Below are 15,760 nucleotides of genomic sequence, written 5' to 3'. Positions count from 1 at the left end.
GAACGGATCACGTCCCGTTCCGATTCGGCGTCCACCGTGATCCCGATCAGTCGGCTCGCTCCGTCGCGTTCGAACTGTCCGCGAGCAGCGATCGGGTTCGACGCTCTCCGTTCTGCCGTGCGGTCGCGAACTCCCGTTCCCGGTCGGCGAACGCCTCCCGATGATCGTAGTAGTACGAAAGCACCGTGAACAGTTCGGCCATCGAGACGTCGTCCTCGCCGGCGACCACGTGGAGGTCTTCCTGTTGCGTCGACCGTCGGAGGGTCGGCTGTCGCCTGCAATCGAGAAATCCCGGACCGAACGCTTATCCCATATTCGGACCTAGTGATCCGTATGAGCACCGGTCGCGAAATTCGTCTCGTCGAGGAGGACGATGGGTGGTGGTCGGCCATCGACGAGGACGTGGGCGTTGCGAGCCAGGGGCCATCGCGAGAGGAGGCCCTCGCCAACCTCGACCAGGCGGTGGCGGCAACCAGGCGGGCCCGGGCCGAGGACACGTCGGCTCCCGAACCCGACGCGCCGTGGTTCGAACGCCGATAGATGGGTTCTCGAGATTTCTCCGGCGAGGAAATCGTTTCCGTGCTACAGAAGTTCGGATGTCGGCACGACCGAACACGCGGCGATCATGCGATCTTGAAGTACACCCATCCCGTGACCGGGGAGAAACGAACGGTCACGGTTCCGCTTCACGACCGCGTTCGAACCGGGACGCTCCAGAGTATCGCCGACCAGTGTGGAGCGAACGATTTTCACGCGTGGTGTGATACTGGCAGTTGTAGTGATTTACCGGTCGATCGGCCACCCGGCCCGCCGATCGCCCGGTAACGGCCTACAACTGTCAGTATGTTGGATCGACGAACACCGGTGATGGGCACCGAGGAGTCGACGAACACGAGTTCTCTGTCGGCAGCCATTCGAACTCAGCCCTCGACGACGGGCCGCAGCGCCTCCAGAATGATTCCAGCCTCCAGGGGCGGAATCTCCTGCTCGCGGGCCACGATCTGGTGAGTCACCGACCCGTCGGGGAAGTTATTATAACCGAGGGAACGCCGAGAATCCGCCATGAGCAACGGAGACGAGGACGTCGCCGGACTCGGAAGACACCTCTTGCGTCCCTCGCGCACGGGGGGACTCCGTCGGCGGCTGGAGGCGTTCCTCGACGAACATGCCACCGACGAAGGATCCGATCTTCGGGACCTCCGGGCCGCCGCTGCCGAGGGGAAACCGATGAGCGACGTCGTCGACGACGCTCGCGAGGAACGGCTGTGATCACCTCCCGTGGCCGGTTCAGGGAGTGACGACCGCAATACAATTACCGGTCGACGTCGAACGGTCGAACATGCCTCCAGACGAGGAGATCCGGGCGGCGCTCGCTGCGCTCAAGCCGGAGCTCCAGGAGGAGTACCCCATCAGCGAGCTCGGGATCTTCGGCTCGTACGCTCGGGGGGAACAGCGACCCGACAGCGATCTCGACGTGCTCGTCGCGTTCGAGCGACCGGTGACGCTGCTTGATCTCGTTCGCCTGGAGAACGAACTGACGGAGCGGCTCGGCGTCGACGTCGATCTCGTCACGAAGGGGTCGCTGAAACCGCGGATCGAATCCCGCGTTACCGACGACGTCGTCTACGTGTCACCAACCCACGACTAAGTCGTGGGCTTGTCGGTGGACTCCCGTTCTGGCCGACCCTACTGGGTGGCAGGCGAGTAGCCGCCATTCACGTTCAGCGTCCCCGACTTCAGGGCGAGGTGACGTGTCGCCCCTCCGTGCGGAGACTTTTGCCCCGCACGGAGTAGTTTGAAGCCGATGTTCTTCGCCGCGTTGTAGTCTGCGTGGACTTCGTAGCCGCACTTCCGGCAACAGAACTTCGCTTGTGACGATCGGTTCTCGTCCAACGTCGTCCCGCACTTCGAACACCGCTTGGATGTGTACGCGGGGTCTACCTGCGTCACTTCGATACCTTCCGCTTCGGCCTTGTACGCCACGTAGTCGTACAGACGCCGAAATGCCCACGCATGGAACTTCTTTGCACCCGGAATACGCTCGCGGATGTCCGTCAACTCCTCGAACGCGATCGTCTCGCAGTCGTGCGCGACGGCTTCGTGGACGATGGCTTTCGAGATGCGGTGGAGGTAGTCTTCTACCCACCGCGTCTCTCGGTCGCCCATGCGTTCGATGGTTCGATGGGCCGACTCCGTGCCTGTCCGTTGCAGGTCGCCCCGCACCCGCTCGTACTCCCGCCGACGGTGGTTGAGGTAATCGCCGCTCCAGAACATCCCAGTTGACGTGACGGCAATCTGTTCGATACCGAGGTCGACGCCGAGGACTGTGCTGTGCTCGGCGTCGCCTTGGTCCGGTATCTCGGACTCCACGTCGGCCTTTGTTCCGATGTGGAGGAAAAAGGTGTCCGTCGTCTCGCGGTACTGGAGCGTCGCACCCGTGACCTCGTACTCGCCGTTTCGGAGGTACTTCGTCTGCGGGTTCTCGCCTTCCGGCGGCAGGACGTACTCGGCTTCGATGCGTCCGTTCACCGTGGAGAGAGACACTCGGTCGTCGTAGAACGTCGCACTCCGTTTGTCGTAGCGAACCGAGGGCGTCGTGAAGTGTGGTTGCGACGCTTTCTTGCCGCGTTTCCACCGGGCGACGACGCCCTTGATGGCTTCGGCGGCTCGGTTGCGTGCGGATTGAACGAGGTTCGCCTGGAGGCGCGTCTGTTCGCGCACGTCGGCGTACGTCCGGTCGTGAAGTTCCGTCTTAGAAGTGGGCTTGTAGTCGTCCTGCCATGCGTCGCGGACGACGTAGTTGCACGCCCACAGGTACTCCTCGACGGTTTCGTGGAGGAGAGTTGCGTCGCTGTCGTCTATGTCGAGTTTGACGACGACTGTGCGACGCACCTCCGCCATACTTCATATGTAGAGGAATAGATTCATAAGTGCTACGGTAACATGGGGGAGTCAGACTGCCGCTTCTCGGTGGCTGTTTCCTACCATGTCGGCTTCCTCCCACGGCTAAACAGTAGTTGCTGAAGTAGCCAAAGAGCCGACTTGACTGGGTTCGTTTTTTTCAGTATGGTCGATACAAGGGAGGCAAAGCAGGTCACGTCAGCAGCATCATCGTTGTTGTTTCCCGAGATCGACTTCGGTGTCGCGTCGAATGCAACTTACACGAGAGAGGACTTCGAGCCAGTCCTCTCTCGAATCGCCTTCGACAACGAATTTGCCAATGCTGGCGCGAAAGCATACCAGTGTGCTCGTGGTGAGGAAGTTTCTTTAGAGACAGACGCACGAAATCCGCTCGCTCGGGCACTGTTGTACAATCTTCGTGATCTTGACGCGGACGGCATCGACGATCAGTTCGATGCCGTCCGCAAACAGATGCTTACGCACGCTGTTCGGACTCGCGTGTTCGAACAGCCCGTTGACGTGGCAATCGACATCCACGATTGGCTGTTCTACGGTGAGGAAAAAACGCCGAAAGTGGCGAACACGAACCCAGACCAGGGAACGAATCTCGCATACAAGTTTGCCACCATCTGCATCGTCGATCCAGATGTCCGCTTTACGCTCGATTGGGCAGTTCTCGAAGACGGTAGTACCGACGAGTTGGCGGCCGTAGTCCGCCAACTCGTCTCAACCGCACGCGAGTACGTGACGCTCAATCAGGTCTACTGCGACCGCGAACTCTACCGCGTGCGGTTGGTCAAGGTCTTCGACGAACTAGACGTTAATCTGGTGATGCGTGCACCAACAAATCGCGGCGTGCAACGCCGGATTGAGGAACACGACGCAGACACGTTCATCACAGAGTACGAGATGCGGCGGTCGAATCCACCGACGTGCCGGGTGGATGTTCGGTTGGTCGTCGTCCCACACCGGACGCGAGAGGACGACCACTTCTGTCTGGTGACCACCAGCGAACTCGACCCCGACGCGGTCGAGTTCGCGGAGGCGTTGGCCGAAGCCTACCGCCGACGCTGGGGGATCGAAACCTCCTACCGGAAAGTCGGTGAGTTTCTCCCCAAGACAACGTCACCGACGTTCTCTGTCCGGCTGTTTTACTTTTTGTTCGCTGTCGCACTGTACAATCTCTGGGTGCTGGTGAATCTGCTCTTGACACCACACCACCAAACAGAAGATGACCAATCAATTCCGACAGCGATCTTTCGGGAGTTTCTCGGTGTTGTTCCGTACGGGTAACGCAGTCTGTGGCGGCTGACCTGGGCGGCCGGCCCAGGTCAGCACGCCCCTGTCTACTGGCAAGACTGCTGTCTCTAACTCATGACAAGGGCCGTCGCTATTTTACCCTAGTCTCTCAGCTCAACTCTACCGAAATTACAGACCGAACTGATCGATGAAGCACCTCTACGAGTTTTCGACTCGTCCAAATCAGCAACTACTGTAAAGCCGTGGGTTTCCGCCTCGAAATTACTGTGATCGTCGTCGACGCGAGCCATCTTTTATGTGATGGCGAGGCTACCTACTGGTATGGCCCCTGCGATCGACGACGTGGACGGGATCGACGTCGATGCGATCCGCGGCGTGCTCGAGGGACACCCGATCCGGCTGGGCGTCCTCTTCGGCTCGCAGGTGACCGGTTCGACACACGCCCACAGCGACGTCGACGTCGCGGTCGAATTCGACGCGGAGCTGTCGTCCGACGACAGACGGCGGGCGCGTCTCGACGTGATCGTCGAGCTGACCCGGGAGCTGGGGACCGACGACGTCGACGTGGTCGATCTCGACGGAGTTCGGCCGGCGGTCGGGAAGGCGGCCCTCGAGCGCGGGGTGCTTCTGGTCGGGAGTCCCGATCGGGCCGACCGACTCCGACGTCGGTTCGCCGATCGGACGCCCGACGACGAGAACGGGGACCGACTCGCCCGGTTCGACGCGCTGCTTGCCGAGATGGAGGAGGCCGTTGACGTCTGATACGGAGACGATCGAGCGCATCGTCGACAAGGTCGAGTTCGTGGCGGATGCGACGGGGCTACTCGCCCGGAAACAGTCGCTCGAACGGGAGGAGTACCTCGCCGATCGAGAGCAGCAGGCGATCGTCGAACGGGAGTTCCAGGTCGCTATCGAGGCGTGCATCGACATCGCCGAGTTGCTCATCCGGGATTCGGAGGAGGAAATGCCCGCCACCAACGCCGACAAATTTCACCGTCTCGAACGACTGGGCGCCCTCTCGACGGAAACTGCGACTCGAATGGGGGAGGCTGCCGGGTTCCGAAACGTCCTCGCACACAATTACGGGGGCGACCTCGACGACGAACAAGTGTATTCCCATCTCCAGGAGGATTTGCGATGGTTCCCGATCTTCTGTCGCGAAGTTCGAAAGTATCTCGACGAGGCAGCTACTGACGACGGATAGGGACCGTTGTAGCGATGTATTCGAGTGAGAGGGCTGACAAAACGTTTTACTGCTACTGGACACTAAAAGTGTCCATGGGCACTAAAAGTGATCAAAGAGTTGGATTGCACATCTCCTTCCCGTTCGGGGAAGAACAAGTGTTCCGGTACGTGGCGATGGAAGACGTCCTCGAACTCCTAACCTGCAACCCGTTCAGGGAGTTCACCGTGCGCCAGCTTCGCGAGATCACGGACAACGGCTCGAAGACGACGACGCGTGCGGTCGACCTGCTCCAGGGGCTGGGGCTCGTCCGGGTCGACGAGAGCGGGCGCAGCCGGAGCGTGCGCCTGAACCGCGAGCGGGTGATGATTCCCGAGGAGCCGTTGTTCGCGCTGCCCCAAGACGAGTTCCGTGAACCGGTGCGAGAATTTGTCGAACGGGCTCGCCGGGAGGTACCGTCGTTTTCGGCCCTGCTCGTGTTCGGGAGCGTCGCACGCGGTGAGGCCGACCGCCGCAGCGACATCGACGTCTGGCTGCTGGTCGAGGACAGCGACGACATCCTGCAGGCACGACGCACGGCGACCGATATCGCCGTCGACCTCGGCGAGAAGCGATTCGGCGAGCCGGGTGACCGCTACGAGTTCGAGGTGTTGGTCGAGTCCGTGGAGTCGGCGGTGAGCCACGGCGAGGCAGACGACGGAATCGACGAAGTGCTGGCCGAGGGAATCGTGATCGAAGACAGCGACGCGTTAGAGCGCGTCAAAGACGTGGCGTTGGGAGGTGCCGACGCCGCGGAGGTGCTCGGCGATGCGCAGTGAGGATCCGTGCAGCGACGAGTTGAGCACCGTCGTTGTGGCGTTCGAACCGTCCGCGAGCAGCGATCGGGTTCGACGCTCTCCGTTCTGCCGTGCGGTCGCGAACTCCTGCTCCCGGTCGGCGAACGCCTCCCGGTGATCGTCGTCGTACGAAAGCGCCGTGAACAGCTCGGCCATCGAGACGTCGTACTCGACGTCGAGGACGGTGATCCGGGTGCCGCCGATCCGTGGCGATCCCGACCGGATCTCCTCGTCGCGGGCCACGATGCGGTGGGTTACTCGACCTCGGGACGGGGGGCGTTCTCGTATTTCACCATTTTCTCGGGCTTGTCGGAGATGCTCTCGTAGATCCTCTGGAGGGTCTCCTCTGCGGCGAGCAGGTTGTGTTCCTCGAGGAACGCCAGTCCCTCCTCCGTGAGTCCGTAGAACTTCCAGGGATAGCCCTGCCGGCGCTGGTCGTCGTCGAGTGCGACCTCCCTCACGATGCCAGCGTCGATCAGCTTCTGGACGTGCTTGTAGACGGTGGCGTCGCTCACGCTGGGGTTGAGTTCCTCGAGTTCGTACATCGAGGGCAACTGCTCGGGGTGCTGGAGGATGTTGTTGACGAGCGCGAACCGCGTCCGCTGGGTCACGAAGTGGACGAGTTCGCGGGTTTCCGTCCCCTCGGCGGTCCCCACGTCGGTGCTCATACGCCACGGTACACCCCCCGACGTCAAGTAGTTTACCCTCGGGTAAATTACGCTAACGTAAACAGAAGGACGAATAACTCGGTGAATTACTCCATAAATCATATCTTGCGGTTCCGAGAACGGCAGTGCATGTCCGACGAGGAGTCGCCCGTCCCCGAGGAAGTTCTCACGAGCGCCAAAGAGCAGCTCGGCGAGGAGGAGATCTCGCTGGCGGACAACGAGGAGATCCTCCACGCCCTGAGCGAACTGACGCCCGTATACGAGAACGATCGATCGTACTTCGTCCTCGGGAACTACGACCGGGAGCCGATCCGGCGGCTGAATCTAGTGGTCGATCGCCTCAACCGCCGGCAGGACGCCTACGCCTTCCGGATGGTCGACATCCGCGGCGAGTGGGACAACAGTATCCAGAAGTTCTGCCTGATCGCCGACGTCGTGACGCACCTCGTCGGCGTCGCCGAGAAGGAACCGAGCGACTTCCTCGTCGAACAGGGTCTGCTGGTCGGGACGATCGAGTATTTCTCCAAAAGTCACGTCCTCAAACGAGAGTACGAGGAGGAGCATCCGTTCGGCTGGATGCAAGATGGCGTCTTCGAACTGTTCGACCGGCACGGGCGATTGTACCGCTGGCGGACCGAAGAGGACCTCGTTGCGATGACCGAGGAACTCCCGTGACTCGGTATTCGAACGAGATCGCGAGATCTCGGTTCCTCGACGGCCTCCGAGACCGGGAGACGTACTCGGAGGTCGTGTTCAGATAAGCGATGGCTGGCCCGTCCGACCGGCCGGGTGGGACTGAAAGGGGCCGGCGTCTCGGCGAACCCGGATCCGGCAAGCACCGCAGCGAAGCGAGGAGCGCAGCCGCGATCCCGGGAGTCGAGACGCCGGGGGCTTTCGAGCTGTTCGTACAGTGGTCGAGCCACTGTTCTCGACCGACCGAACACTCCCTGTTCCCCCCGAAACCGAAGACGTCCGTCGAACGGATCGCGTCCCGTTCCGATTCGACGTCCTCCGTGATCCCGATCAGTCGGCTCGCTCCGTCGCGTTCGAACCGGGACGCTCCAGAGTATCGCCGACCAGTGTGGAGCGAACGATTTTCACGCGTCGTCCACCGATCGACGTCGGGGGACGCGTTGCAGCACCCGCGGCGGTGTGCGCTCCGATCCTACTCCAGCCGACGGAGGTCGCCCCGCCGTTCGGCGTGCATCACCTCGCCGGCGAACCGCCGCAGTTTGGCGACGAGTTCGCTCTCGCTTTCATAGGTCTCGACACGCAGATCCCACCGGACTGGCGCCGATCGGATCATCGCACTCGTCACGTCGTCCTCGTGGACGAAGATCAACCGGTCACCGTGCGTCTCCGCGACGTTCTCGAGGATACTGCCGGCCTCTTCCCCGACGCCAAAATTGTGACCGAGGAACGGCACTACGAACGCGGTTGCGTTGCTGCACCGGGCGTATTCGATGCTCTGGGTCACTGCATCCACGTCGTCGGTGTCGACACCCACATCGAGCGCGAGAAACGCGTTCACTCCCGGGTCGGTTCGAAGTTCCCCCTGTACGCGTCGCAAGAGTGCCTGCGCCGCGTTGATGTCCGCTTTGTTCCGGAAGAGTCGGCGCAAGGGCCCGGGAAGATCGTCGACGTCGATTTCGCGGCGTTCCTCCTCGCTGAGCACGTAGTTGAGGTTGAACGACTTGTACGGCCCCATCAGATAGAAGAGAAACCGGTCGTACGTCACGCCTCCGAGCCGCTCAGCGATCAACTCGCGCGTGATCTCGACGGTCATGGCTGCTCCTATCCGGCAGAGGTATATAAAAAGCGGTGTTTTCGAGAACTCTCGGCTTGATAACGACTAAGCGTATTCGACTCGTAGCGTGACGCACGATGGCGACGGATCAAACGCGGAGGTTCGACGGCGACGTCCCGGACGATCCGGCAGATCTGCTGCCCGAGGAGAGCGTCCTCGATCTCGACGAATACCTCGACATGCACGCCGCTGTGGGTCACCGCACCCGCTATGAAATCCTCTATCGGCTCGTCCACGGCGGCGAGATGAGTCCGAAGGAACTCGAGGACGCACTCGAAATCGACGATAGCACGCTCCACTATCACCTCAACAAACTCGTCGACGTCGGCCTGGTCGAGAAGCGCCAGCGCACGGAACGGGGACAGGGCGGGCTGTACACGTATTATCGCGCGACCGTATTCGGTGACGTAACGCTTACCGACGGCGTCGACGAGTTGATTCGCGGCGAGCAGACGTTTTCGGAACTGTACGACAGCTCGACTGCGTGAGTTCCTCGCGAACGATCGGAACCGTACAGATACCGGAGAGTCCTGCAACCACCCACAGCTGGTCGATATCGGAAACATTCGAGAGGACGGTCGTGTGCAAGAGGGTTATGTGCAAGAGGGTCGTGTGCAAGAGGGTCGTGTTCGGGACGCTCGGGTTCGACGGTCTCCGTTCTGCCGTGCGGTCGCGAACTCCCGTTCCCGGTCGGCGAACGCCTCCCGGTAATCGTCGTCGAACGAATGCGCCGTGAACAGTTCGGCCATCGAGACGTCGTCCTCGCCGCCGACCACGTGGAGGGCTTCCTGTTGAGTCGACCGTCGGAGGGTCGGCTGTCGCCTGCACTCGAGAAATCCCGGACCGAACGCTTATCCCATATTCCGACCAAGTGATCCGTCTGAGCACCGGTCGCGAAATTCGTCTCGTCGAGGAGGACGACGGGTGGTGGTCGGCCATCGACGAGGACGTGGGCGTTGCGAGCCAGGGGCCATCGCGAGAGGAGGCCCTCGCCAACCTCGACCAGGCGGTGGCGGAAACCAGACGGGCCCGGGCCGAGGACACGTCGGCTCCCGAACCCGACGCGCCGTGGTTCGAACGCCGATAGATGGGTTCTCGAGATTTCTCCGGCGAGGAAATCGTTTCCGTGCTACTGAAGTTCGGATATCGGCACGACCGAACGCGCGGCGATCATGCGATCTTGAAGTACACCCATCCCGTGACCGGAGAGAAACGAACGAGTCCCGAAAACTGGCTACTGTAGTTCCTCGACGAGAGCGGCGACTGCTTCGTCGACGAGATCGCCTTCCAGACGGCCCTGCCAGAAATCGATGTCCTCGTGATCGATCGATTGGACGCCCCACGGAACGATCCGACTCTCGTCTGGCGTCCCACCACGAAGCCAACTCTCCTCGGGAATGTCGATGAGTCCATCCATCCACGATTTCGACGTCAACGTCACCGCGATGTACTGCTCGCCATGGAACGGACGCCCCTCGTGGTTCGAGAGAACGAGCCACGGGCGGGCAGCCGCTTCGCTTTTGAACGGATCGTCGCCATAGATGACATCGCCCCGATCGAACGTCGGCGCCGCTTTTTCGTCAGTCACTGCTCGTTTTCCGTGCTGGGGTGGGGGTCGCTGGGAGCGTGCTCGCGCCACGACTCCGGGTCCTCCGCTCCGAGTTGCTCGTTGAACAGGGCAGTCGCCCGCTCGTAGCCGCTATACCCCTCGAGTCGGTCGGTGTCGTCGGTCACTGCCCAGTACGTCGCCTTGTGTTCGACGAGGCTGCGGTCCTTCAACCGGGAGAGTGCAGTGCTGACTGCGCCCTCGTCGATGCCGATTTGAGAGGCGATCTCGCGCGCTTTGAACGCGCGATCTTCGTGAGCAGCGAGAAACCCGAGTACCTGGTCGGGAACGGAGAGTTCCTCGAGTTCGTCCTCGCTCGTGTTTTCGAAGGTTTCTCGATCGATGGACATCGCTGATTGGATGTACGTCGCTCACCGTGAAAAGCGTTAGCAGTGAAAGCTACGAAAATACTGTAGGCTATGATACTGAGCTGACGTTCCGTTTGGAGCTGGACACGGTCGACGCGAGAGATATCCAGTCCCGCCTCGGGCGTCGAGGACGGTGATCCGGGTGGCGTCGATCCGTGGCGATCCCGAACGGACCTCCTCGTCGCGGACGATCCTCGTCGTGAGCGTCCGTTGGTCGGCCTGCCGTATACCCCCTCGAACAACTCGGACAAACAGCGTTCAGATAAGCGATGGCTGGCCCGTCCGACCGGCCGGGTGGGACTGAAAGGGGCCGGCGTCTCGGCGAACCCGGATCCGGCAAGCACCGCAGCGAAGCGAGGAGCGCAGCCGCGATCCCGGGAGTCGAGACGCCGGGGGCTTTCGAGATGGTCGGAACAGCGACCGAGTCACGTGTTTCGACTCGACCGAACATTCCCCGTTCGCACCACCGAAACCGAAGACGTCAGTCGAACGCGTCCCGTTCCGATTCGGCGTCCTCCGTGATCCCGATCAGTCGGCTCGCTCCGTCACCTTCGAACCGTCCGCGAGCAGCGATCGGGTTCGACGGTCTCCGCTCTGCCGTGCGGTCGCGAACTCCCGTTCCCGGTCGGCGAACGCCTCCCGATGATCGTCGTCGTCCGAACGCGCCGTGAACAGTTCGGCTATCGAGACGCCGATCTCGTCACGAAGGGATCGCTGAAACCACGGATCGAATCCCGCGTTACCGATACTGGACACTAAAAGTGTCCATGGGCACTAAAAGTGATCAAGGAGTTGGATTCACCACGACCTCCTATCGAGAGATCGATAGAATGCAACCGAGTACGTCGCGTAGAAGGCGCCGAGAATAGCCAGCGTACCCACGTAGACGATCGCCGCACCGATTAGAAGGGGGAGTGAAAGATCGGGCAGTGGGAGGGGGGAGCCGGTCGGCTGGGGCGACAACAGCATCGAGGCGATGCCGCCGACCCCGCCGAAGAGGAGGCTTCCCGCAAGAAGAACGAGCGTGTACCCGAAAACGCTCACCAGGTTCCGGCGGACGAGGCCGACGCTGTGTTTGAATCCGGCCACGAGGCCGGTGTCGCTCAGGACGATCGCGTGGGCGTAAAACTGGATGAAGAACGCGACCAGGAAGTACGCGAGCGCGAACAGCAGTCCCAGGACCGCGGCGATCCCGAGGAGTACCACGTTGGTCCCTCCATCGCCCGTGTACTGACTGGCGACACCGAGAATCACCGCGAAAACCACCACGAACCCGAGGACGGCGTTCACCGCGAAGACCGCGAGATACGCGATCAGAAGTCTCACGTAATTGGCCTTTCCTTCGGCGACGAGCGTCCCCAGGCCGGTTCGGCCGCCGAGCGCCTCGTCGGCCATGCCGAGCAGTCCTCCCTGGAAGAACGGCATGACCACGAGCAACACGCCCGTCATCCCGAGAGAGACGGCGGCGGCCAGGAGCGGCTGTGACGGCTGCAACGCGAACTGCGGGAGCTGAAGGAGGCCGAACAGGCCGACCAGGGCCACCAGTATCGGGTTTCGGAACAGTGCACCGACCGCTGGACGGAGGGCGTTCAGGGCGGTCATGCAGTTCCCTCGTTCGCTATCGTCGTAAAGCTACTCCCGAGCTGCTAACCGAGTGTCGCAATCGGGATTTCTCCGCCTTCAGGCGGATACGGATGTCACCCACCGTCGGGCTCGACGAGCAGGTAATCACTCCGTGCTTTGACGCTCGTGGCAGGAACGAGGAGTTGACCCTCCTCGTTGCGGTCGAACGCGTCGATCCGTCCGGAGTTCGGGACGACGATGAACGCATCGAGCGTACCGGTTTCGGGGTCCACCGTCACGTTTTCGAGGGTTCCGATTTCGACCCCCTCGGTCGTCATCACGGGGTCGCCTGCGAGTTCGGAGGCGAAGATCGGGGACATACTGTAGGGGTCGGTCGGGGCCGGTATAGTCTCGACGAACGGTGAAACGTCGATTGTAGCTATTCGTCGACGAGAGGCGGACGCCAGCCGCCAACAGGCGCACTAGATGAACGAACGGATGTACGGAACTCGAGGAGACCGTGCGAGAACTCTCTCGTCGGACGGTGGGTGTGTGTATGCGATGACGCCTTCCCCGCCTGCCGCCGACCGTTCCGACTTCGCACGTCTCCCCGAACGGATCGCTGTCCTCATAGAATGACAACTGTATAATACATATGTGTCCACTCGGGACGGACCATCAACCGATCCCCGAAGAAGTACTCTTCAAGACCGAGGAACCGAGATCCAGAGCCGAAATCGCCGAGGCGCTCGTCGCCGCCGAGGAGATCGGGGCGGGGACGGTCCGACTGGACGGCGACGGGGACGCGACGACCGTCGAGATCCCCGACACCCCACTGTTCGAGGTCGAGCTCGAACGCCTCACCGACTCGGAAACCGGGGAGGAGCGCTACGAACTGGAGTACGAGATCCGCTGGACGGGGTGAGATCGAGGACGTGGTTGCACTCTTCGGCGACGGAACCGACCCGACCTGGTCGCGGCTGCGACTCAGATCGACACCGCGTACAGGTGGCCGTCGTTGCTCCCGACGTACAGCGTCCCCGCCGCGATCGTCGGCGAGTCGTGGACGGTACCGTCGGTGTCGAACTGCCACTTTTCCTCGCCGGAATCCCTGTCGAGCGCGTGTACGCGCCCGGATCCACTGGCGCCGCCCACGTAAAGCGTGTCCCCCGAAAGCACCGGTGCCGAGTTGTATATCGTGCCGCCGGTGTCGTACGTCCACTCCTTCTCGCCGGTCAACCGATCGATCGCGTACACCGACCCGTCGGCGCTGCCGACGTGGACGGTCCCGTCGGCGACAGTGGGTGACGACTGCACGCGGTCGCCGGTCTCGAACGCCCACTCGCGGTCGCCCGTCTCCCGATCCAGCGCGTACACGGCCCCGTCGTAGCTCCCGAAATACACCAGCTCTTCCTCCAGCGCGACGGTGCAGTTGACGGCGTCGCCGGTCCGGTACTTCCACGCGAGCTCCCCGGCGCCGGCACCGTCGGTCCCGCCGGTGCCGTCGGTCCCGCCGGCGCCGCCGGTCCCGATGGCGTACAGGGTACCGTCGTTGGCACCGACGTACAGGCGGTTCCGATCCGGATCGACGACGGCCGTCGAGAGCACCACGTCGGTCGGCTCCTCGAACGTCCACAGCGTTTCGCCCTCGAACCGGTCTATCGCGTACACCGCCCGACCGCCGCTACCGAGGTAGACGACGTCTCGGTCGCCCCCCTCACCGCCGTCGCCGCCCTCGTCGCCGTCGCCGCCCTCGTCGCCGTCGCCGCCCTCGTCGCCGTCGCCGCCCTCGCCGCCCTCGTCGCCCCTCTCGCCGATCGTCGGCGTCGCGCCGACGTATCCGCCGACGTCGACGGCCCACTGTTCGGTTCCCGCCTCGCGATCCAGCGCGTAGAGATGGCCGTCCCAGCTGCCGACGTACAGGTAGTCGCCCGCGAGCGTCGGCGAGCCGGCGACACCGTCGTCGGTTTCGAACTGCCACACTTCCTCGCCCGAGTCCCTCTCGATCGCGTACACCGACCTGTCGCGGCTCCCGGTGTAAACCATCCCGTCGTCGACGGCGGGAACCGAGGTCACGCTGCCGCCGGTTTCGAACCGCCACTCGAGCCTGTCGTCGCCGGCGAGTCCCTGGCAGCCACTCGTCAGGGCTGCCCCGCCGACCCCCACTGTCGCGAGGAACGTCCGTCTATTCACACCATCCCCTACCGGGCGCGTTTATAAACCGCTGGCGTAAGGTTCAGTGGCCATTTGAGGGATGGGGTGTGTTGGCCCGTCCGGAGCGCGTTCGCTAGCCAAAACTTCCTTCCATCTCTCATAATGATTATTGTAGGCCGTAACCGGACGATCGGCCCACCGGGTGGCCGATCGACCGGTAAATCGCTACAATAATCATTATCACACGCTCGGCTCCGTCCGTAACGTCGTGAAAAGTCCTCGAAAAGAGATCCCCAGTTAATTAGATCCGAAGGCCACGTCGACCGATCGAAGGATCGACGACCGATCGCCGGAGTCCCAGACGAGGTTGACGGTTCCGTCGTTGTCGTCCAGCTCAGCCGTGAGGCTGTCGCCCGCCGACATCTGGTCGAAGGTGATATTTCCTAAGTTGAGGTCACCGTTCTCATCGTGATGGGAATTAGCGCTTAGGTCGGTACTATCATTAAGCCCGACATCCCCCGACGTGGTAAACTTCAGCGTACTCGGGTCGATCTGGTCCCCGCCCGAGTGCGTGAACGTGACATTTTGTTCCTCGTCGTCGACGTCGACGTCGAAGTTCGCGTTCGGCGCCGTGTCCCCGACCTGATCGCCCAGGCCGAGCACGAACGTCCCGATCACGGCCGCCAGAATGACGGTGATCGCGACCATGAGAATGACCCCGATGACCGGCGATACTGCTCGCTTTTCCGTTACAAATGATTTCAGTTGCATCTGTCGTGTGTCCATCCCACCGAAAGGGGAAGCGCCCCCAGCCGACGCGATCGTCGACGCGTTACCCCTCTCGCGGTGGCTACAACCAAGTTGCGTCGGCGATCATATATCCCCGTCGTCTCGAATATCAGCTGTGAGAATGCTCCCTGGTACCGCTACTCTCTAACGGGCGTCTGTCCGCTGTGGCGTCCGGACACGTCCTGCACCCGGATCTCGTACCACTGGCGTTCCCATTCGTCGAGATCGTTCCACTCCCGCTGGTCTACCGACTCCGGATCCCGCGTAAAAAACACCGGCACGAACTCCTCGGGGATCGAGTTCCCGTTGACGGGAGAGAGGGTCCCGGTCGCGACGACGCTCTCCCAGACGTCGACGTCGTCCATGGTGTACACCGTCAGCGTCACCTCGGCCCCCGCCTCCACGAACGCCTCCTTCTTGCTCCCGGAGCCGTTGACGAATCCCACGACGATCCGATCCTGGTCCAGGTCGTAGTGATACGACATCGGCACGCCGTAGCCTCGACTCCCGGCACCCAGACTCAACACGCCGGTGAAGGATTCTTCGAGCAACGCCCGCGCGTCCGACTCGCTCATCACGTTGCCAACGCTCGGTGGCCGGTCGATCATATGCTGTACACTGGCGT

26 protein-coding genes are annotated in these 15,760 nt (G+C 62.2%); 13 read left to right on the top strand and 13 right to left on the bottom strand.

The genetic code is table 11. From position 1 onward, the window contains the following. Positions 1-46 precede the first annotated feature (46 nt). A complete protein-coding gene (locus tag AArcCO_RS14095; RefSeq protein WP_259534129.1) occupies positions 47-229 on the bottom strand; it encodes a hypothetical protein in 183 nt (60 codons plus the stop codon). Between the two features lie 104 nt (positions 230-333). Between AArcCO_RS14095 and AArcCO_RS14090 the strand changes: the two genes are divergently transcribed. From AArcCO_RS14090 to AArcCO_RS14075, 4 genes are all read left to right on the top strand, one after another. Beyond that, on the top strand, positions 334-540 hold the full coding sequence (locus tag AArcCO_RS14090) for a type II toxin-antitoxin system HicB family antitoxin (protein WP_259534128.1): 207 nt from the start codon (positions 334-336) through the stop codon (positions 538-540). Further along, positions 541-825 carry a type II toxin-antitoxin system HicA family toxin gene (locus AArcCO_RS14085; RefSeq protein WP_259534127.1) on the top strand — a complete coding sequence of 95 codons (285 nt, stop codon included), beginning with the start codon at positions 541-543 and terminating at the stop codon, positions 823-825. A gap of 237 nt (positions 826-1,062) precedes the next feature. Next, on the top strand, positions 1,063-1,269 hold the full coding sequence (locus AArcCO_RS14080) for a hypothetical protein (protein WP_259534126.1): 207 nt from the start codon (positions 1,063-1,065) through the stop codon (positions 1,267-1,269). A 70-nt stretch (positions 1,270-1,339) separates the two neighbouring features. Then, entirely contained in the window at positions 1,340-1,648 is a 309-nt protein-coding gene (locus AArcCO_RS14075) for a nucleotidyltransferase family protein (protein WP_259534125.1), read from the top strand. 38 nt (positions 1,649-1,686) lie between these two features. Here AArcCO_RS14075 and AArcCO_RS14070 read toward each other — a convergent pair whose 3' ends face one another. Continuing rightward, positions 1,687-2,901 (bottom strand): RNA-guided endonuclease InsQ/TnpB family protein, encoded by a 1,215-nt coding sequence (locus AArcCO_RS14070; RefSeq protein ID WP_259534124.1) that lies wholly within the window; start codon positions 2,899-2,901, stop codon positions 1,687-1,689. A 165-nt stretch (positions 2,902-3,066) separates the two neighbouring features. Between AArcCO_RS14070 and AArcCO_RS14065 the strand changes: the two genes are divergently transcribed. From AArcCO_RS14065 to AArcCO_RS14050, 4 genes are all read left to right on the top strand, one after another. Beyond that, positions 3,067-4,194 (top strand): transposase, encoded by a 1,128-nt coding sequence (locus AArcCO_RS14065; RefSeq protein WP_259534123.1) that lies wholly within the window; start codon positions 3,067-3,069, stop codon positions 4,192-4,194. Between the two features lie 288 nt (positions 4,195-4,482). After that, positions 4,483-4,923, top strand: a complete 441-nt coding sequence (locus tag AArcCO_RS14060; protein WP_259534122.1) for a type VII toxin-antitoxin system MntA family adenylyltransferase antitoxin — start codon at positions 4,483-4,485, stop codon at positions 4,921-4,923. Then, the gene (locus AArcCO_RS14055) at positions 4,913-5,365 is read left to right on the top strand and encodes a type VII toxin-antitoxin system HepT family RNase toxin (RefSeq protein WP_259534121.1); all 453 of its coding nucleotides are present in this window, start codon (positions 4,913-4,915) and stop codon (positions 5,363-5,365) included. The genes AArcCO_RS14060 and AArcCO_RS14055 overlap by 11 nt, the downstream gene beginning before the upstream one ends. A gap of 74 nt (positions 5,366-5,439) precedes the next feature. Continuing rightward, the gene (locus AArcCO_RS14050; RefSeq protein WP_259534120.1) at positions 5,440-6,162 is read left to right on the top strand and encodes a nucleotidyltransferase domain-containing protein; all 723 of its coding nucleotides are present in this window, start codon (positions 5,440-5,442) and stop codon (positions 6,160-6,162) included. Here the strand turns inward: AArcCO_RS14050 and AArcCO_RS14045 are convergent. Further along, positions 6,094-6,423: a DUF433 domain-containing protein gene (locus AArcCO_RS14045; protein ID WP_259534119.1), complete on the bottom strand. Its 330-nt coding sequence runs from the start codon at positions 6,421-6,423 to the stop codon at positions 6,094-6,096. The genes AArcCO_RS14050 and AArcCO_RS14045 overlap by 69 nt on opposite strands. An 11-nt stretch (positions 6,424-6,434) precedes the next feature. Continuing rightward, positions 6,435-6,848 carry a MarR family transcriptional regulator gene (locus AArcCO_RS14040; RefSeq protein WP_259534118.1) on the bottom strand — a complete coding sequence of 138 codons (414 nt, stop codon included), beginning with the start codon at positions 6,846-6,848 and terminating at the stop codon, positions 6,435-6,437. A gap of 129 nt (positions 6,849-6,977) precedes the next feature. Here AArcCO_RS14040 and AArcCO_RS14035 point away from each other — a divergent pair, with 129 nt between their 5' ends. Next, on the top strand, positions 6,978-7,523 hold the full coding sequence (locus tag AArcCO_RS14035) for a DUF8170 family protein (protein WP_259534117.1): 546 nt from the start codon (positions 6,978-6,980) through the stop codon (positions 7,521-7,523). 490 nt (positions 7,524-8,013) lie between these two features. On the opposite strand, the gene AArcCO_RS14030 is transcribed toward AArcCO_RS14035, so the two are convergent. Further along, the gene (locus tag AArcCO_RS14030; RefSeq protein WP_259534116.1) at positions 8,014-8,634 is read right to left on the bottom strand and encodes a DUF7509 family protein; all 621 of its coding nucleotides are present in this window, start codon (positions 8,632-8,634) and stop codon (positions 8,014-8,016) included. 98 nt (positions 8,635-8,732) lie between these two features. Here AArcCO_RS14030 and AArcCO_RS14025 point away from each other — a divergent pair, with 98 nt between their 5' ends. The 3 genes from AArcCO_RS14025 (at position 8,733) to AArcCO_RS14015 (ending at position 9,742) form a co-directional block, all read left to right on the top strand. Beyond that, a complete protein-coding gene (locus AArcCO_RS14025) occupies positions 8,733-9,143 on the top strand; it encodes an ArsR/SmtB family transcription factor (RefSeq protein ID WP_259534115.1) in 411 nt (136 codons plus the stop codon). A 237-nt stretch (positions 9,144-9,380) separates the two neighbouring features. After that, entirely contained in the window at positions 9,381-9,530 is a 150-nt protein-coding gene (locus AArcCO_RS14020; RefSeq protein ID WP_259534114.1) for a hypothetical protein, read from the top strand. A gap of 5 nt (positions 9,531-9,535) precedes the next feature. Further along, the gene (locus AArcCO_RS14015; RefSeq protein WP_345780892.1) at positions 9,536-9,742 is read left to right on the top strand and encodes a type II toxin-antitoxin system HicB family antitoxin; all 207 of its coding nucleotides are present in this window, start codon (positions 9,536-9,538) and stop codon (positions 9,740-9,742) included. A gap of 147 nt (positions 9,743-9,889) precedes the next feature. On the opposite strand, the gene AArcCO_RS14010 is transcribed toward AArcCO_RS14015, so the two are convergent. The 5 genes from AArcCO_RS14010 to AArcCO_RS13990 all read right to left on the bottom strand — a co-directional run bounded on the left by AArcCO_RS14010 (position 9,890) and on the right by AArcCO_RS13990 (position 12,572). Continuing rightward, the gene (locus tag AArcCO_RS14010; protein ID WP_259534112.1) at positions 9,890-10,243 is read right to left on the bottom strand and encodes a type II toxin-antitoxin system PemK/MazF family toxin; all 354 of its coding nucleotides are present in this window, start codon (positions 10,241-10,243) and stop codon (positions 9,890-9,892) included. Continuing rightward, a complete protein-coding gene (locus AArcCO_RS14005) occupies positions 10,240-10,611 on the bottom strand; it encodes a MarR family transcriptional regulator (RefSeq protein ID WP_259534111.1) in 372 nt (123 codons plus the stop codon). The genes AArcCO_RS14010 and AArcCO_RS14005 overlap by 4 nt, the downstream gene beginning before the upstream one ends. A 546-nt stretch (positions 10,612-11,157) precedes the next feature. Further along, positions 11,158-11,385 carry a hypothetical protein gene (locus AArcCO_RS14000; RefSeq protein ID WP_259534110.1) on the bottom strand — a complete coding sequence of 76 codons (228 nt, stop codon included), beginning with the start codon at positions 11,383-11,385 and terminating at the stop codon, positions 11,158-11,160. 42 nt (positions 11,386-11,427) lie between these two features. Continuing rightward, positions 11,428-12,231 (bottom strand): DUF7847 domain-containing protein, encoded by an 804-nt coding sequence (locus AArcCO_RS13995; protein WP_259534109.1) that lies wholly within the window; start codon positions 12,229-12,231, stop codon positions 11,428-11,430. A 95-nt stretch (positions 12,232-12,326) separates the two neighbouring features. Next, on the bottom strand, positions 12,327-12,572 hold the full coding sequence (locus AArcCO_RS13990; protein WP_259534108.1) for a PRC-barrel domain-containing protein: 246 nt from the start codon (positions 12,570-12,572) through the stop codon (positions 12,327-12,329). Between the two features lie 275 nt (positions 12,573-12,847). On the opposite strand from AArcCO_RS13990, the gene AArcCO_RS13985 reads away from it, so the two are divergent. After that, positions 12,848-13,117: an amphi-Trp domain-containing protein gene (locus AArcCO_RS13985; RefSeq protein WP_259534107.1), complete on the top strand. Its 270-nt coding sequence runs from the start codon at positions 12,848-12,850 to the stop codon at positions 13,115-13,117. Between the two features lie 62 nt (positions 13,118-13,179). Here AArcCO_RS13985 and AArcCO_RS13980 read toward each other — a convergent pair whose 3' ends face one another. The 3 genes from AArcCO_RS13980 to AArcCO_RS13970 all read right to left on the bottom strand — a co-directional run bounded on the left by AArcCO_RS13980 (position 13,180) and on the right by AArcCO_RS13970 (position 15,743). Continuing rightward, entirely contained in the window at positions 13,180-14,385 is a 1,206-nt protein-coding gene (locus AArcCO_RS13980; protein ID WP_259534106.1) for a BamB-related PQQ repeat family beta-propellar protein, read from the bottom strand. A 258-nt stretch (positions 14,386-14,643) separates the two neighbouring features. Beyond that, positions 14,644-15,117 carry a type IV pilin domain-containing protein gene (locus AArcCO_RS13975; RefSeq protein ID WP_259536458.1) on the bottom strand — a complete coding sequence of 158 codons (474 nt, stop codon included), beginning with the start codon at positions 15,115-15,117 and terminating at the stop codon, positions 14,644-14,646. A 155-nt stretch (positions 15,118-15,272) separates the two neighbouring features. Beyond that, the gene (locus AArcCO_RS13970; protein ID WP_259534105.1) at positions 15,273-15,743 is read right to left on the bottom strand and encodes a pyridoxamine 5'-phosphate oxidase family protein; all 471 of its coding nucleotides are present in this window, start codon (positions 15,741-15,743) and stop codon (positions 15,273-15,275) included. Positions 15,744-15,760 lie beyond the last annotated feature (17 nt).

The organism is Halalkaliarchaeum sp. AArc-CO (genome assembly GCF_024972735.1).
Taxonomy (GTDB): Archaea; Halobacteriota; Halobacteria; order Halobacteriales; family Haloferacaceae; genus Halalkaliarchaeum.
This window is presented reverse-complemented; position numbering and strand designations above follow the sequence as displayed.

Coding starts and splice junctions, on each gene's coding strand:
- AArcCO_RS14065 (WP_259534123.1), top strand. CDS start 3,067: ATGGTCGATACAAGGGAGGCAAAGCAGGTCACGTCAGCAGCATCATCG.
- AArcCO_RS13995 (WP_259534109.1), bottom strand. CDS start 12,231: ATGACCGCCCTGAACGCCCTCCGTCCAGCGGTCGGTGCACTGTTCCGA.
- AArcCO_RS14060 (WP_259534122.1), top strand. CDS start 4,483: ATGGCCCCTGCGATCGACGACGTGGACGGGATCGACGTCGATGCGATC.
- AArcCO_RS13985 (WP_259534107.1), top strand. CDS start 12,848: ATGTGTCCACTCGGGACGGACCATCAACCGATCCCCGAAGAAGTACTC.
- AArcCO_RS14005 (WP_259534111.1), bottom strand. CDS start 10,611: ATGTCCATCGATCGAGAAACCTTCGAAAACACGAGCGAGGACGAACTC.
- AArcCO_RS13975 (WP_259536458.1), bottom strand. CDS start 15,117: ATGCAACTGAAATCATTTGTAACGGAAAAGCGAGCAGTATCGCCGGTC.
- AArcCO_RS14080 (WP_259534126.1), top strand. CDS start 1,063: ATGAGCAACGGAGACGAGGACGTCGCCGGACTCGGAAGACACCTCTTG.
- AArcCO_RS14040 (WP_259534118.1), bottom strand. CDS start 6,848: ATGAGCACCGACGTGGGGACCGCCGAGGGGACGGAAACCCGCGAACTC.
- AArcCO_RS14020 (WP_259534114.1), top strand. CDS start 9,381: ATGCGCCGTGAACAGTTCGGCCATCGAGACGTCGTCCTCGCCGCCGAC.
- AArcCO_RS14075 (WP_259534125.1), top strand. CDS start 1,340: ATGCCTCCAGACGAGGAGATCCGGGCGGCGCTCGCTGCGCTCAAGCCG.
- AArcCO_RS14030 (WP_259534116.1), bottom strand. CDS start 8,634: ATGACCGTCGAGATCACGCGCGAGTTGATCGCTGAGCGGCTCGGAGGC.
- AArcCO_RS14035 (WP_259534117.1), top strand. CDS start 6,978: ATGTCCGACGAGGAGTCGCCCGTCCCCGAGGAAGTTCTCACGAGCGCC.
- AArcCO_RS14085 (WP_259534127.1), top strand. CDS start 541: ATGGGTTCTCGAGATTTCTCCGGCGAGGAAATCGTTTCCGTGCTACAG.
- AArcCO_RS14090 (WP_259534128.1), top strand. CDS start 334: ATGAGCACCGGTCGCGAAATTCGTCTCGTCGAGGAGGACGATGGGTGG.
- AArcCO_RS14070 (WP_259534124.1), bottom strand. CDS start 2,901: ATGGCGGAGGTGCGTCGCACAGTCGTCGTCAAACTCGACATAGACGAC.
- AArcCO_RS13990 (WP_259534108.1), bottom strand. CDS start 12,572: ATGTCCCCGATCTTCGCCTCCGAACTCGCAGGCGACCCCGTGATGACG.
- AArcCO_RS14025 (WP_259534115.1), top strand. CDS start 8,733: ATGGCGACGGATCAAACGCGGAGGTTCGACGGCGACGTCCCGGACGAT.
- AArcCO_RS14050 (WP_259534120.1), top strand. CDS start 5,440: ATGGGCACTAAAAGTGATCAAAGAGTTGGATTGCACATCTCCTTCCCG.
- AArcCO_RS13970 (WP_259534105.1), bottom strand. CDS start 15,743: ATGATCGACCGGCCACCGAGCGTTGGCAACGTGATGAGCGAGTCGGAC.